This is a genomic window from Xanthomonas dyei, assembly GCF_002939865.1.
In the GTDB taxonomy this organism is placed as follows: domain Bacteria; phylum Pseudomonadota; class Gammaproteobacteria; order Xanthomonadales; family Xanthomonadaceae; genus Xanthomonas; species Xanthomonas dyei.
The window spans coordinates 399,439-412,969 of sequence record NZ_MDEE01000001.1 but is presented as its reverse complement, the minus strand read 5'-3'; the positions used below and the strand labels follow the sequence as shown (position 1 = coordinate 412,969).

Below are 13,531 nucleotides of genomic sequence, written 5' to 3'. Positions count from 1 at the left end.
GATAACTTTCACGCGCCAATCGCCGGGTTTTTGACGCTTTTCCGGCCGGGTTGGCTTGCACGCAACCTTCACGGCGACGTCACTATGGTCGCGCGCTTTTCCGGGGGAAACATCGCGCGATGGAGACGGAAACGCCCATCGACAGTGCAGGGCCGCTGTCGCACGACAGCCGGCAGTGCCAGCTGTTGGTGCAAAGCGTCTCCGACTACGCGATTTATATGCTCGACACCGGCGGGTATGTGCGCAGCTGGAATCCCGGTGGAGAGCGTATCAAGGGCTACTTCGCCGCCGAAGTGCTCGGTTCGCATTTTTCGCGTTTTTATCTGCCCGAAGATGCGCAGCGCGACGAGCCGATGCAGAACCTGGATATCGCCAGACGCCAGGGGCGTCTTGCCGTGGAAGGCTGGCGCGTACGCAAGGACGGCAGCCGCTTCTGGGCCAGCGTGGTGATCGAGCCAGTGCTCGAATTCGGCGTGCTTGTCGGGTTCGCCAAGATCACCCGCGATGTCACCGACCGCCATGCGGCGCAACATCTGCTGCAGCAGACCCAGCACGCGCTATTGCAGTCGCAGAAAGTCGAGGCGTTGGGGCGGTTGACGCTGGGCATGGCGCACGACTTCAACAACCTGCTGACGGTGATGGTGACCAGCCTGGATCTGATTGCGCTACGCGCCGGCGACGATGCGCGCACGCGCATGCTGGTGGAAACGGCGCAAACCGCGGTGGATCGCGGCACCTTGCTGACACGCCAGCTGCTCGCCTTCGCCCGTGGGCAGCGCCTGGTTCCGGAGCGGCATGCCGCCAACGCGGTGGTGACGCGCACGCTCGAGCTGTTGCGTCGCGCCTGCCCGGCCGGAGTCGTACTGTCGCTGGACTTTGCCGATGCGCTGCCGGATGTGCGCGTGGACCCCAGCCAGCTGGAAGCGGCGCTGCTCAATCTGGTGTTCAATAGTTGCGATGCGCTGCCGGCCGGTGGCGCCATCGCGGTGATCACCGCCGTACAGCAGCGTGTTGCACCGTCGGCGCCGCATGGGGCAACGCGCAGCTACGTCAGCATTGCGGTGCGCGATAATGGCCCAGGCATGTCGGCACAGGTGGCGCAATGCGCCAGCGAGCCGTTTTTCACCACCAAGGATGTCGGCAAGGGCTCCGGCCTGGGATTGAGCCAGGTCTATGGCTTTGCGTCCCAATCCGGTGGTTTCGTCGATCTGGAAACCGCACCTGGGTGCGGCACCACCGTCACCCTGTTTCTCCCGGCCATCGAGGAGGCCGAGCATGACTGAACCCCTGCGTCTGTTGATGGTGGAAGATCAAGAAGAGTTGCGCGAGTTGATCGGCGAGGCGCTGCGCGATGCGGGCATCACCGTCGACACCGCCGACGATGCGCAAGACGCCCTGCACATGCTGCGCGACAGCGGCCCCTACGATGTGGTGTTCAGCGATATCCGCATGCCCAACGGCATGTCGGGGATCGAACTGAGCGAGAAGGTGGCGCAGTTGTTGCCGCAGGCGCGCGTCATCCTGGCATCGGGCTTTGCGAAGGCGCAGCTGCCGCCGCTGCCGGCAGGCGTCGACTTCCTGCCCAAGCCCTATCGCCTGCGTCAGCTCATCGACCTGTTGAAAGGCGACGCAGCCAACGCCTGAGCGCTGGCTGCGGGTAAGTGTCCGCAGCGGCCTCAACGGCTCTGGTAGTAGACCTTGTCGATGGCGATCTCCACTGGCGTTGCCGGCGGATCGGCCACCAGCATGAAAGGCTGCTTGACCGCCTGCAGATCCAGGTCGTAGAACGCACTGAAGGGAATACTCACCTCGTGCCACGCGCCATCGCGCACCAGGCCGTACTGGTTGCCGCCGGCCGCAAAATCCACCCAGCTGTCGCCGAAGCTGGTGTTGATGCCGATCTTGAATGTCGACGCGGTGGTGGTCTTTACCTGCAGCTTGAGCGCACCGCCGGCGTAGGCGGCCAGATTGCGGTAATCGCTCTGTATTCCCAGTCCATACCAGGCCCCCGCGTTGGCGCGATACGCCATGACATTGGAACCTTCGAACGGCGCCTGCGCGATCGGGGTGAGGTTGTTCCACAGATACAGTTCGGCATCCTGGCCGAAGGTCAATCGCGCGCTGGTATCGGCCTGGTCGGTGAACACGCCAAAGCGTCCGGCCGGCATGGCGTGTTGGCTGCCCACATACAATTGCGAACCGGGGTTTTGATACAGGCGGATGTAATCGATCTCCATCTTGCCCGGCAGCGGTGCGGTCACCGCGGCCGGTGAGGTTACCCCGGTATAGGTGCCACCCACCGCCAGATTGAGCAGCAGATACTGCTGCTGATGGAACTCGTGCAACGAGGCACCTTCGATATTGGAAATCGCAAATTCGAAGTACTGCTGCCCGTCGATCGAGATGCGGATGAACTGCGGGTCCCAGGTCATGCGGTACACATGGAAATCGGTGTGCAGATTCACCGGGCTGGTGTAGCTGGTGTCGTAGTCGGCCTGCGCGCCGTTGTAGTCCCAGTGTACCGCCGCACCGATACGGCGATTGGCAGTGCCGTTGGCGATCGCCGCAGCCATGCCGGCTTCCATCAGATCGATTTCGCCACGCCCGGGCCACACGCCGATGGTGCCCAGCATCCAGTACGCCGGCCATAGCCCATTGCCGACCACCGGCGTCTTGATGCGCGCTTCGAGCGTGCCGTAGGTGAAATGCATGCGGCCTTCGGTCTTGAGCCGTGCCGAGGTGAACGGCATGCCGCCGAATGCTTCGCGGCGCGCCTCGATGACCAGCCGGCCGTTTTCGATACGCGCGTTGTCGGGGCGACTGGTGTAGTACTGCATCTCGCCATTGCCCCAGCCGCACAAGCCGATCTGACACCCGTTGCCGACGTCGTACGTCCACTTGGTGCCGTCGATGGACGGCCCGTTGAAGTTGTCTTCCCACACCAGGGTCTGCGCCTGCGCGCAAGGTGCCAGTGCGATGCCCAGCACAACAGCGAACTGCAGGGTGACGCTGCGTACGACGCTCATGCGTAACTCCAACGATGGACGGTGTCCGTGGAGGAGCGACGCTGCGCATCACTTAGTTCAGAGTCAAAGAAATTTTTCGAAGTGTTTCCGTTTCGTTGTGTTCATTACGGAATAGTCAATTATTAGTATGACGCCGGTCGCAAACGTCGGCTGCTGCATGTTGCGTGGCAGCACCCTTGCAGCGATCGCAAAGAACGGGAGGCTGGCGTTGCCTCGCCGATGCACGTTTGTGCGTGTCTCGGGCACCCCCTAGTGGTGTCGAGGACGATGGAAACGCTTGCAGCGGATGCATGACATCCGCGCGTCGTACGCGCAGGCAGCGCCGCGCGACGTCGATGCACGCCTGTGTCAATCACCAGTAGTGCATGTGCCGGCGCTGCTCAATGCCGCGCGTGCACGGTCCACGCAACCAGGCGGATCACCAACGGCCGCACCACCAGCACGCAGCAAAACGCGGTGGGCATCGCCACACGGTAGGCGTCCAGTACGCGCCATCCGAACCCTGGGGCCAGGCCGGTGTTGGCGCCGGTAATCACGATGCACATCAGCAGCGCCATGATCGCGGCCATGTAGAACGCGAACACGAACGGGGTGGCGCGTACGCCGAGCTTCCAGCGTGAGCGTGCCACTGCGGAGGAGGGTGGCGATGACGACATACGGTGGCCTCGATGGCCGCGAACCAGCGGCGTAGGGCAACTGTAGGACGCGCGTCGCAGGCCGGGTAGATCGCGTAACCTTGCGGCTTACGTAAGTAAATCTTACGAATTGCTTGGGAATGCCTACTCAATAAATGAATATTCTTCAGTCGATTCGCAGTTTTGTCAGCACCGTGGATGCCGGCAGTATTGCCGGTGGAGCCAAGTTGCTGGGCGTCAGCGCCGCCGCGGTCAGCCAGAACATCGCGCGGCTGGAGCAGTACCTGGGTGTGCGCCTGTTGCATCGGACTACCCGCAGCCTGGCGCTGACCGAGCGCGGCGCGCTGTACTTCGACCACGTGCGGCAACTGGAGCGCGACCTGGAGCGCGCGCGGCAGTTGGTGGCCGGCCCCCGGCAGGCGCCGGCGGGGCGATTACGCGTTGCCAGCACTGCTGCATTCGCGCGCCATGTGCTCGCACCGATGCTGCCTGCGCTGCGTCAGCAGTATCCGCAGCTGGAGATCGAACTGCTGTGCACCGACCGTGTGGTGCAGCATGCGCAGGAAAGCGTGGATGTCAGTTTGCGGATCGAAGCGCAGCTCGAAGACGGCCTGGTCGCGCGCTGCATCGCGCAGGTGCCGTTCGTGGTGTGCGCTGCGCCCGAGTATCTGGCCCGTTGCGGCCTGCCCAAGCACCCGGACGAGCTCAAGTATCACGACTGTCTGTTGCTGCGCTACCCGGTGGACGGGCGCCTTCTGCGTTGGAACTTCGTGCGCGACGGCGTGCGTTTTCAGCCGCAGCTAAGTCAGGCGATGGTGAGCGACGATGTCGATGCGCTGGCCACCATGGCTGCGGCCGGCGGTGGCATCACCCGCCTGGCCGCCTTCGTAGTGCAACCCTACCTGCAGCGCGGGCAGTTGCAAGCACTATTCGTGCCCGACGGTAGTGACGCGACGCAGCCGGCCGTCGAGCCATTGCGGCTGTTTTTCTGCGTGGCCGACCGCCGCGACTTCACCCCGAAGGTGCGCGCCTTCATGGCGCACCTACTCGAACGCTTGCCGCCAGAGTGGCGCGTCGCCGAGCCGGACGTGCTTCCGATATCGGCGCCTACATCGGTCTAGATCGGTCAACCAAACGTAGCGAGCGGCGGCCAGGCGCTTGTGGATGACGCACTCACTCTGAGTGCGCGCATTACCTAATGGTTCCGAGCGCCTGCATCGCCTGCGTGGTGGTCGCGCCGTCGCTTGTTACGCGCTCTTGACGCGATAACTTCGCGATAGCGCGCTCACTGCAGCTCGAGCATCACCACCGAGTGCGCAGGCAGCGCGACCGTCAATACTTTCGCCTGCAGACGGGCGCCGTTGAATGGCTTCGGTTCGACGACGCGTGGCTGCACAAAGGTGTTGTGGGCAGTGATCGCCGGCGCGGTCAGAATCTTTCCGTCAACGCGGCGTGCAGACAGCCCTTGCACGTCTACGCTGACACTTGCCGCGGCAGTTGCATCCAGGTTGGTCAGCGCGACATACACATGCCCGTCCTTCGCCTTGACTGCCGAGCCGTGCACCGCCGGCACATGCGTGTTGCCGTGGCGGTATTCGGGGGTCTGCAGCTGCAGTGGCAGGTGCGTGGCGTCTTGAAAGGGCTTGTAGAGCGCAAACACGTGGTAGGTCGGCGTGAGCACCATCTTGTCGCCATCGGTGAGGATCATCGCCTGCAACACGTTGACCATCTGCGCGATGTTGGCCATGCGCACGCGTTCGGCATGCGTGCTGAAGATATCGATGTTCAGCGATGCCACCAGTGCATCGCGCAGGCTGTTTTGTTGATGTAGAAATCCAGGGTTTGCATCGGGCAAGCCTGCATACCAGGTGCCCCATTCGTCGACCACCAGCGCAACTTTCTTGCCTGGGTCGTATTTGTCCATGATCGCGCTGTGCTTGGTGATTAGCTCGTCCATCACCAGCGTGCGCGACAGCGTGTCGATCCAGGCGCTCTCGTCGAAGTCGGTCGACGAAGCACGCGGTGGCCAGCCACCGGGGACGGTGTAGTAATGCAGGCTCAGTCCGTCCATCAGCGTGCCGGCCTCACGCATCATCACCTCGGTCCAGTGGTAGTCGTCATTGTTGGGGCCGGGCGCGATCTTGAGCAGCGGCTGATTGGCCGGCGCCTTGACGAAGGTCTGGTAGCGCCGATACACGTCGGCCGCGTATTCCACCCGCATATTGCCGCCGCATCCCCACAGCTCGTTGCCCACACCGAAGTAGGGCACCTGCCAGGGCGTATCGCGGCCGTTGGCGCGGCGCGCGTTGGCCAGGCTGGAGCGGGTGGGCGCGGTCATGTATTCGGTCCACTGCGCAATCTCGTCCGGCGCCGCATTGCCCACGTTGCCGGCGATATAGGCCTGGGTGCCGAGCAACTCGGTGAAGTCCATGAACTCGTGAGTGCCGAACCGGTTCGACTCTTCCACGCCGCCCCAATGCGTATTGACGCGGATCGGGCGTTTGGCCGGGTTGCCGACGCCATCGCGCCAGTGGTATTCGTCGGCAAAGCAGCCACCCGGCCAGCGGATGTTCGGCACTGCGATCGTCTTCAAAGCGGCCACCACATCGTTGCGATAGCCACGCGTATTGGGAATCGGAGAGTCTTCGCCGACCCACACTCCTCCATAGATGCCGGTGCCCAGATGCTCGGCAAACTGACCAAAGAGCTGCCGCGAGACCTGTGCGCCTGGTTGGTCCGCACGCAGCGTCCCGGTCACCTTGACCTCGGCCGCCGACACGCTGCACACGCCGGTCGCCAGGGCGGCCGCAACGACGGTCTGCGTCAGCCGTTTGCATGAAGTCCGCAACGCGAGGGAAATCCACTGCATCGGCTTGGCGCTCCTGTGTTGGTCGTCGGGGTTGGTCACGCGCTGCAGCAACAGCGCTGCGCTAGCGTAGTGCGTGGGGCCGTCGCTTGTCGTGCTGCAGCGCGAGCGATGCAGGCGGACACGGCGTCATGTACCGAGATGCGCTGCAGACTCCGTGCCGCCGAGATGTGCGCAAGGGCATGGTCGGCAGCTACGCGACACCGCTATGCTCGCCAGCTTCCATCAGTGGCGGGGCGATTCATGCAGCGCGTTTTCGGGCAGTTGCCAGACGGTGTCGAGGTCCACGCGCTTACCCTGCGCAGCGATGCCGGGTTGGAGGCCGAGGTGCTGACCTATGGCGGCATCCTGCATGCGCTGCGGCTGACCACCGCACATGGCGTGGTGCCGTTGCTGCTGACCTTACCGGATCTGCCCGCTTACGCCGCCGATGGCGACAGCCTCAACATCCTGGTCGGCCGCTTCGGCAATCGCATCGCCGGTGCGCGTTACACATTGGATGGCGTCACCCACACGCTGGCGGCCAACGAAGGGCGCAACCAGTTGCACGGTGGATTGCGCGGCTTCGGGCGGCGTGTGTGGCGCGTGCTGGAGCAGGCACCGGATCAGGTGCTGCTCGGCTACGACTCGCCCGATGGCGAAGAAGGCTATCCCGGCAATCTGCAGGTACGTGCGCGCTTGCAACTGGAAGGACGCAAGCTGCAGCTGGACTTCGAGGCGCAGTGCGATGCCGCCACCGCGTTGAATCTCACACATCACCCGTACTTCAACCTGTCCGGCGACCCGCATCACCGCGCCGCCGCGCAGGTGCTGCGCGTGCCGGCCGATCGCTATCTGCCGGTGGATGCCGAATCGATTCCGACCGGCGAAATCGCGTCCGTTGCCGGTACACCGTTCGATTTCCGCACTCCTGCGGCATTGGCCGACAACACCGATGCTAGGCATCCGCAAGTGATCCTCGGCAAAGGCTACGACCAATGCCTGGTACTGGCAGCCGACGCCGATTGCGTTGCCGAGCTGTACTCGCCGCACAGTGGCGTAGCGCTACGCATCACCAGCGATGCACCGGCGGTGCAACTCTACGAAGGCCAGCATCTGGACGCCCATCATCCCGGCCTGGGCCGCGGCGTGTGTCTGGAGCCGCAGGACTACCCGGATGCGCCCAATCACCCCAACTTCCCGTCGACAATCCTGCGGCCCGGCGAGATCTACCGCCGCCTTATCGTCTATCGCTTCGCCAACCCTGGCCCGGACCAATCGTGGGCCGTGGTCAGTGTGGCGCTGGATGCGTGAGGGTTGGCGTCGAAGGAATGGGGTGCGATTGAGCTGCGCAGCCGCTGCCTGAAAAGGGGCGGAAATCCAGCGTGCCGTCCCGCCCCGATGACATGCGGCACAGCTCCACGCCCACCGCCATCAACGCGGCCCCAGCACCAGCTCGATCACGAACTTGCTGCCGAAGAACGACAGCACCAGCAACGCCATCGCGGTCAGCGTCCAGTGCACCGCCTTGGTGCCGCGCCAGCCGTTGCGCCAGCGGCCGACCAGCAACGCACCGAACACGATCCACGACAGGATGCTGAGCACGGTCTTGTGCAACAGCCGCTGCGCCAGGAAGTCCTGCACGAACAGCAGCCCGGTCAGCAGGGTCAGGCTCAGCAACACGAAGCCGACCGCGATCGTGCGAAACAGCAAGGTTTCCAGCTCGGTCAACGGCGGTAGCGCACGCAGCCAGGTATGGAAGTCGCGCCGCCGCAGCGCACGCTCCTGCAGCCACAGCATGATCGCCAGCAATGCGGCGATGCCCAGGGTGGCGTAGGCCAGCAAGGCCATCCAGGCGTGCAACTCCAGCCGCCAGCCCAGATCCGCGCTAGGTTCGTGGCCGTAGGCGTGATAACTGGCCAGCAGGATCGCCGACAGCGGAAACACCACCACGCCCACCGCCGCCATGCGCCCGCGGCCACCGAACACCGCCGTCAGCGCGGCCATGCCCAGGCCGCACAGCGACAGTGCCGCAAAGAAATGCATGTCCGGCCCGCCGGCGGTGCGGAACGCCACCAGCACGTGATACCCGGCGTGCAGCGCCACCGCCGCCAGCGCCGGTGCCAGCCAGCGCGCAGGGGCCTGATTGCCATCGCGCAGCACCGCCTGGGTGAGCAGCGCCGTGGCCAGCAGATACAAGGCGAACGCGATGAGAACGATTGTCATCGTGGAAGTTTCGCATATTGCGGCGGGGAGTCGGGATTGGTGATTCGGGATTCGACACATGGGCGCCGAAGGCCGCAGCGGAGCTCGGGCATCAGGCCTGGCGCCGGGTATCGAATCCGAAACGCCGAAGGGGTGAGCGGTGCCGGGGCGGGCGCTTGGCCTGTGCCGCTATAATCGGTGCCCGTTTCCCCTTACGCGGTCCTTTGCGCATGTTCGAGTCCCTAACCCAACGTCTCTCCGGCACCATGGAGCGCCTGCGCGGACGCGGCCGCCTGACCGAGGAAAACATCCGCGAAGCCACCCGTGAAGTGCGCATCGCACTGCTCGAAGCCGATGTCGCATTGCCGGTGGTGCAGGCGCTGATCGAGCGCATCAAGGTGCGTGCGGTCGGCCAGGAAGTGCTCAAGTCGCTGACCCCGGGCCAGGCGCTGATCAAGATCGTGCGCGACGAGCTGACCGCCGTGATGGGCGCCGCCGCTGCCGACCTCAACCTCAACGTGCCGGCGCCGGCCATCATCCTGATGGCCGGCCTGCAGGGTGCGGGTAAGACCACCACGGTCGGCAAGCTCGCCAAGCACCTGAAGGAAAAGCGTAAGAAAAAGGTCATGGTGGTCTCTGCCGACGTCTATCGCCCGGCCGCGATCGAGCAGCTCAAGACCCTGGCTGAACAGGTCGGCGTGCTGTTCTTCCCCTCCGATGCCTCGCAGAAGCCGGTCGACATCGTGCGCGCCGCCATCAGCGACGCGCGCAAGTCCTTCGCCGACGTGCTGCTGGTCGATACCGCCGGCCGTCTGGCGATCGATCAAGCGATGATGGACGAGATCAAGGCCTTGCACGCCGCGATCAACCCCACCGAAACCCTGTTCGTTGTCGATGCCATGACCGGCCAGGACGCCGCCAACACGGCCAAGGCGTTCGGCGAAGCGCTGCCGCTGACCGGCGTGGTGCTGACCAAGACCGACGGCGACGCTCGCGGTGGTGCGGCGCTGAGCGTGCGCTATATCACCGGCAAGCCGATCAAGTTCGTCGGTACCGGCGAAAAGACCGACGGCCTGGACGTGTTCCATCCGGACCGTGTGGCCAGCCGCATCCTGGACATGGGCGACGTGCTGTCGCTGGTGGAGCAGGTCGAGCACAGCGTCGATCAGGAAAAAGCCGCCAAGCTCGCCGCCAAGGTCGCCAAGGGCAAGAAGTTCGACCTCAACGACATGAAAGAGCAGCTCGAGCAGATGCAGAACATGGGTGGCATCCATGGGTTGATGGACAAGCTGCCGGGCATGGGCCAGATCCCGGACAACGTCAAGCAGCAGGTCACCGGCAAGGAAGTGCCGCGCATGATCGCCATCATCAATTCGATGACCAAGAAAGAGCGCCGCAACCCGGCCTTGCTCAACGGCTCGCGCCGCGCCCGCATCGCGCGTGGCTCGGGCATGTTGCCGGCCGACGTCAACAAGCTGATGAAGCAGTACCAGCAGATGGAAAAGATGATGGGCAAGCTGGCCGGCGGCGGCATGAAGGGCCTGATGCGCAACATGAAGGGCATGATGGGCGCCATGGGCGGCCGCGGCGGCATGCCGTTCCGTTGAGTTCAGTGATGCGCTGACGCGGCCGGTGCGACGCCGCACTGGCCCTGCGCTTGCAATGTAGGGTGTCGCGCAGATGCAGATGCAGGTGCGATTGCATGGATGCAGTCAGGGGTCCATGTCAAACGCTGCGTGGGTCGAGGGCGCGGTGCCCTCACCGCTCGCGGGACACGCCGTCAACCCATCCCTGGGGGCTCGGTGGCGGCATCCATGCCGCCACACGGTCCGGCAATCGGCGAGGACACAGCACCAGAGAGTTTGCTGGCTGCTTTACTCAACGCCATGCATCCCGACCATCCAGACTGGTCCTTGCCTGCCTACCGTCGCGTAATAGCTGACAAGGACGTCCTTGCAGCGTGTCCCGCGATGGTGGGCGGGCAAGGGCCCTGCAGCCAGGCAGTAGATCAGCCCGCCTGCAGTACACTGGCGTGAAGTAGTTTTGTCGGCGGCTCTTAGTCGAGGTAACCATGACCGAAAGCCGTATGTATCCCGCCCAGGACGACGCTGCGATGTTGGCGGCGTATGCCGATGCACGCGCGACGTTCAAGTTTTTCTGGCGTGAGCTGTCCTGGGAATATCGTCGGATCGTGCCGGCGTTGTCCCTGGCAGCGATCAAATTGCCGTTTGCCACCGACGCATCCGCGGTTGGTGCGCCGTCGCACGAGCACATGTGGGTATCGGACGTGCAGTTCGATGGCGAGCAGCTGTCCGGCAGCCTGCTCAACGACCCGGCATGGATCTCGGAGCTGGCCGCCGGCGACGCTGTCTCTGCGCCGATCGGCGAACTGGAAGACTGGATGTACGTCATCGACGGGCTGGCTTACGGCGGCCACACCATCGATGCGATGCGTCGCGCGATGCCGCAGGACGAACGCGCCGAACACGATGCCGCGTGGGGCCTGGATTTCGGTGGTCCGGGTGCCGTGCGCCTGGTGCCTGCGCGCGTGAAGGAGCGCAAAGGCGGCTTGTTCGGCAAGATGTTCGGCAGCAAACAGGCTCAGTCCACCGCAGCGCAGCAGGACCCATCCCAGTGCGAGCATCCGATGAGCGAGAACATGGGCGCCAAGTTCGATCAAGGCCTGCGCGATCAGCCCGACATGGTGCATTTCCGCGACGACGCTGGCTGGACGCTGTTGCAGCGCGATGCCCTGGCCGGTAATTATCAGCCGGTCTCGCTGCTGCTCAAGCACGGCGCGGATGCGTCGCTACGCACGCCCTCGGGAAACACCGCGCTGGACCTGGCGCGGCAGATGCAGTGGCCCAGGATCGTGCAACTGCTTGAAGGCTATCGCTGAGGGTGTCATGACACAGTCGCTCGCGTTGGATGGCCCGTACTCAAACATCGCCCCTTTCTGCGAGCGCTTTGGCTTGCGCGTCCCCATCCTGCTCAGCCCCATGGCCGGCGCCTGCCCGGTGCCGTTGTCGGTCGCTGTCGCCAATGCGGGTGGCATGGGCGCGATGGGGGCAGTGTTGTCGCAGCCGCAGGACATCGTGGCGTGGATTGCCGCATTTGGTGAAGCGAGTGCCGGGCCTGCGCAGGTCAATCTGTGGATTCCCGATCCGGCCCCGGCGCGCGATGCAGATGCGGAAGCACGCCTGCGCGGGTTTCTTGCGCAGTGGGGTCCGCCGGTGGCCGAGACCGCAGGCGATGCCACCCCAGCCGACTTCGATGCGCAGTTCGATGCCTTGCTCGCTGCCCGCCCGGCGGTGGCGTCCTCGATCATGGGCCTGTTCCGGCCCGACCAAGTTGCGGGGCTGAAGGCGGCCGGCATCGCCTGGTTCGCCTGCGCCACCACCCTGGACGAAGCGCGTGCGGCGCAGGCTGCCGGTGCCGACGCGGTGGTTGCGCAAGGGGCTGAAGCCGGCGGCCATCGCGGCGCGTTCGATGCCAGCCAAGCAGCGCAGCAGATGACCGGGTTGTTTGCGTTGCTGCCGCGGCTTGTCGATGGGCTGCAGATTCCGGTCATCGCTGCTGGTGGTATCGCCGCTGCGCGCGGCATTGCCGCGGCGCTGACGCTGGGCGCCAGCGCGGTGCAGATCGGCACCGGCCTGCTGCGCACGCCCGAAGCGGCGCTGCCCGATGCGTGGGCCGATGCCCTGGCTGCCGCCGAGCCGGAGCACACCCAGCCAACCCGCGCGTTTTCCGGGCGCCTGGGGCGGGCGTTGCTCACACCCTACGTGCGCGCCGCCACTGCACCGGATGCACCGCCGCCTGCGCCGTATCCGGTGCAGCGCGGCTTGACTGCAGCGATGCGCCAGGCAGCGACGCGCGACAATCATTTGGCATCGATGCAGGCCTGGGCGGGCCAATCCGCATGGATGGCGCCAGCGCAGCCGGCCGGTGAACTGGTCACGCAGTGGTGGACGCAGGTGCAGGCACTGTTATGTCGCTGATCTTCTGCAACGGCGCGTCGGCAAGCGCGCAACAGCTCGGTGCTGCGGCGCTGACCAACTACGGCCACTTCACCACACTGCAGGTGCGCGACGGCGCCACGCTGGGGCTGGACCTGCATCTGCAGCGCCTGCAGGAAGGCAGCCGCGCATTGTTCGGCCAGGAACTGGAAACTGACCAGTTGCGGGCGCAATTGCACGCTGCGCTGGTGGCGTCGGCCATGGCCGATGCCAGTCTGCGCGTCACCGTGTTCGCGCCCGACTACGATTTCCGCGACCCGTTGCGCGAGGTCGCACTGGATGTGCTGGTCGCCATCTCGCCGCCGGCGGACATGCCCGAGACCGGGCTGCGCGTGCAGGTCACCGATTACGTACGCGAGCGGCCGGAACTCAAGCATGTCGGCACGTTTCCGCTACTGCATCTGCGCCGTCTGGCCATGCAGGCCGACCATGACGATGTGGTGCTGCAGGACCGCCAGGGCAGGGTGCTGGAGGGGGCGTTCTGGAATCTGGGGCTGTGGGAACGCGGCGGGGTGGTCTGGCCGCAAGGGGCGTCGCTGTTGGGCACCCGGCAGCAGTTGCTGCAATCCGGCCTGAAAACGCTGGGCGTCACGCAGGTCAGTCGCCCGGTGGAGCTGAGCGAGCTGGACCGCTTCGATGGCGCATTCGCCTGTAATGCGCGTGGGCAGCAGGCCATCGTGGCGTTGGGGCCGGCACGTTGGGGGCCGCATGCCGCGCAGTTGCCGCTGCTGGAGCGGGCCCTGCAAACCCATGCCTGGCAAGCGATCTGAGCGATCTGGTGTGCCGGCGCCGGCTGACTTGGCT

At 65.0% G+C, this 13,531-nt stretch carries 12 protein-coding genes; 8 read left to right on the top strand and 4 right to left on the bottom strand.

What is annotated here, in order from left to right; translation table 11 throughout:
- Positions 1 to 119: 119 nt before the first annotated feature.
- Both XdyCFBP7245_RS01850 and XdyCFBP7245_RS01845 read left to right on the top strand, forming a co-directional pair.
- Positions 120 to 1,283 (top strand): PAS domain S-box protein, encoded by a 1,164-nt coding sequence (locus XdyCFBP7245_RS01850; RefSeq protein ID WP_104614118.1) that lies wholly within the window; start codon positions 120 to 122, stop codon positions 1,281 to 1,283.
- Positions 1,276 to 1,644, top strand: a complete 369-nt coding sequence (locus XdyCFBP7245_RS01845) for a response regulator (RefSeq protein ID WP_104614117.1) — start codon at positions 1,276 to 1,278, stop codon at positions 1,642 to 1,644. Before XdyCFBP7245_RS01850 ends, XdyCFBP7245_RS01845 begins: the two co-directional genes overlap by 8 nt.
- Positions 1,645 to 1,676: 32 nt before the next feature.
- Here XdyCFBP7245_RS01845 and XdyCFBP7245_RS01840 read toward each other — a convergent pair whose 3' ends face one another.
- Both XdyCFBP7245_RS01840 and XdyCFBP7245_RS01830 read right to left on the bottom strand, forming a co-directional pair.
- Complete coding sequence (locus XdyCFBP7245_RS01840; protein ID WP_104614116.1) at positions 1,677 to 3,026, bottom strand: glycoside hydrolase family 16 protein; 1,350 nt, start codon at positions 3,024 to 3,026, stop codon at positions 1,677 to 1,679.
- A gap of 380 nt (positions 3,027 to 3,406) precedes the next feature.
- Positions 3,407 to 3,682: a DUF2798 domain-containing protein gene (locus tag XdyCFBP7245_RS01830; RefSeq protein ID WP_104614114.1), complete on the bottom strand. Its 276-nt coding sequence runs from the start codon at positions 3,680 to 3,682 to the stop codon at positions 3,407 to 3,409.
- Between the two features lie 134 nt (positions 3,683 to 3,816).
- On the opposite strand from XdyCFBP7245_RS01830, the gene XdyCFBP7245_RS01825 reads away from it, so the two are divergent.
- Positions 3,817 to 4,782, top strand: coding sequence for a LysR family transcriptional regulator (locus tag XdyCFBP7245_RS01825; protein ID WP_104614113.1), 966 nt, complete (start codon positions 3,817 to 3,819; stop codon positions 4,780 to 4,782).
- 164 nt (positions 4,783 to 4,946) lie between these two features.
- Here XdyCFBP7245_RS01825 and XdyCFBP7245_RS01820 read toward each other — a convergent pair whose 3' ends face one another.
- Positions 4,947 to 6,530: an alpha-N-arabinofuranosidase gene (locus XdyCFBP7245_RS01820; RefSeq protein ID WP_170068444.1), complete on the bottom strand. Its 1,584-nt coding sequence runs from the start codon at positions 6,528 to 6,530 to the stop codon at positions 4,947 to 4,949.
- Positions 6,531 to 6,770: 240 nt separating this feature from the next.
- Here XdyCFBP7245_RS01820 and XdyCFBP7245_RS01815 point away from each other — a divergent pair, with 240 nt between their 5' ends.
- Positions 6,771 to 7,820 (top strand): aldose epimerase family protein, encoded by a 1,050-nt coding sequence (locus XdyCFBP7245_RS01815; RefSeq protein ID WP_104614112.1) that lies wholly within the window; start codon positions 6,771 to 6,773, stop codon positions 7,818 to 7,820.
- Between the two features lie 120 nt (positions 7,821 to 7,940).
- Here the strand turns inward: XdyCFBP7245_RS01815 and XdyCFBP7245_RS01810 are convergent, their stop codons facing one another.
- The gene (locus XdyCFBP7245_RS01810; RefSeq protein ID WP_104614111.1) at positions 7,941 to 8,732 is read right to left on the bottom strand and encodes a cytochrome C assembly family protein; all 792 of its coding nucleotides are present in this window, start codon (positions 8,730 to 8,732) and stop codon (positions 7,941 to 7,943) included.
- A gap of 209 nt (positions 8,733 to 8,941) precedes the next feature.
- Between XdyCFBP7245_RS01810 and ffh the strand changes: the two genes are divergently transcribed.
- The 4 genes from ffh to XdyCFBP7245_RS01785 all read left to right on the top strand — a co-directional run bounded on the left by ffh (position 8,942) and on the right by XdyCFBP7245_RS01785 (position 13,497).
- Complete coding sequence (ffh, locus tag XdyCFBP7245_RS01805) at positions 8,942 to 10,318, top strand: signal recognition particle protein (protein WP_104614110.1); 1,377 nt, start codon at positions 8,942 to 8,944, stop codon at positions 10,316 to 10,318.
- A 464-nt stretch (positions 10,319 to 10,782) separates the two neighbouring features.
- Positions 10,783 to 11,610: a DUF2314 domain-containing protein gene (locus tag XdyCFBP7245_RS01795; RefSeq protein ID WP_104614109.1), complete on the top strand. Its 828-nt coding sequence runs from the start codon at positions 10,783 to 10,785 to the stop codon at positions 11,608 to 11,610.
- 7 nt (positions 11,611 to 11,617) lie between these two features.
- On the top strand, positions 11,618 to 12,709 hold the full coding sequence (locus XdyCFBP7245_RS01790) for an NAD(P)H-dependent flavin oxidoreductase (protein WP_104614108.1): 1,092 nt from the start codon (positions 11,618 to 11,620) through the stop codon (positions 12,707 to 12,709).
- Positions 12,700 to 13,497 (top strand): aminotransferase class IV family protein, encoded by a 798-nt coding sequence (locus tag XdyCFBP7245_RS01785; protein WP_104614107.1) that lies wholly within the window; start codon positions 12,700 to 12,702, stop codon positions 13,495 to 13,497. Before XdyCFBP7245_RS01790 ends, XdyCFBP7245_RS01785 begins: the two co-directional genes overlap by 10 nt.
- Positions 13,498 to 13,531 lie beyond the last annotated feature (34 nt).

Bases quoted from the DNA above. Each gene is read 5' to 3' on its own strand.
- XdyCFBP7245_RS01830 (WP_104614114.1), bottom strand. From the start codon at position 3,682: ATGTCGTCATCGCCACCCTCCTCCGCAGTGGCACGCTCACGCTGGAAG.
- XdyCFBP7245_RS01810 (WP_104614111.1), bottom strand. From the start codon at position 8,732: ATGACAATCGTTCTCATCGCGTTCGCCTTGTATCTGCTGGCCACGGCG.
- XdyCFBP7245_RS01845 (WP_104614117.1), top strand. From the start codon at position 1,276: ATGACTGAACCCCTGCGTCTGTTGATGGTGGAAGATCAAGAAGAGTTG.
- XdyCFBP7245_RS01825 (WP_104614113.1), top strand. From the start codon at position 3,817: ATGAATATTCTTCAGTCGATTCGCAGTTTTGTCAGCACCGTGGATGCC.
- ffh (WP_104614110.1), top strand. From the start codon at position 8,942: ATGTTCGAGTCCCTAACCCAACGTCTCTCCGGCACCATGGAGCGCCTG.
- XdyCFBP7245_RS01790 (WP_104614108.1), top strand. From the start codon at position 11,618: ATGACACAGTCGCTCGCGTTGGATGGCCCGTACTCAAACATCGCCCCT.
- XdyCFBP7245_RS01820 (WP_170068444.1), bottom strand. From the start codon at position 6,530: ATGCAGTGGATTTCCCTCGCGTTGCGGACTTCATGCAAACGGCTGACG.
- XdyCFBP7245_RS01840 (WP_104614116.1), bottom strand. From the start codon at position 3,026: ATGAGCGTCGTACGCAGCGTCACCCTGCAGTTCGCTGTTGTGCTGGGC.
- XdyCFBP7245_RS01795 (WP_104614109.1), top strand. From the start codon at position 10,783: ATGACCGAAAGCCGTATGTATCCCGCCCAGGACGACGCTGCGATGTTG.
- XdyCFBP7245_RS01785 (WP_104614107.1), top strand. From the start codon at position 12,700: ATGTCGCTGATCTTCTGCAACGGCGCGTCGGCAAGCGCGCAACAGCTC.
- XdyCFBP7245_RS01850 (WP_104614118.1), top strand. From the start codon at position 120: ATGGAGACGGAAACGCCCATCGACAGTGCAGGGCCGCTGTCGCACGAC.
- XdyCFBP7245_RS01815 (WP_104614112.1), top strand. From the start codon at position 6,771: ATGCAGCGCGTTTTCGGGCAGTTGCCAGACGGTGTCGAGGTCCACGCG.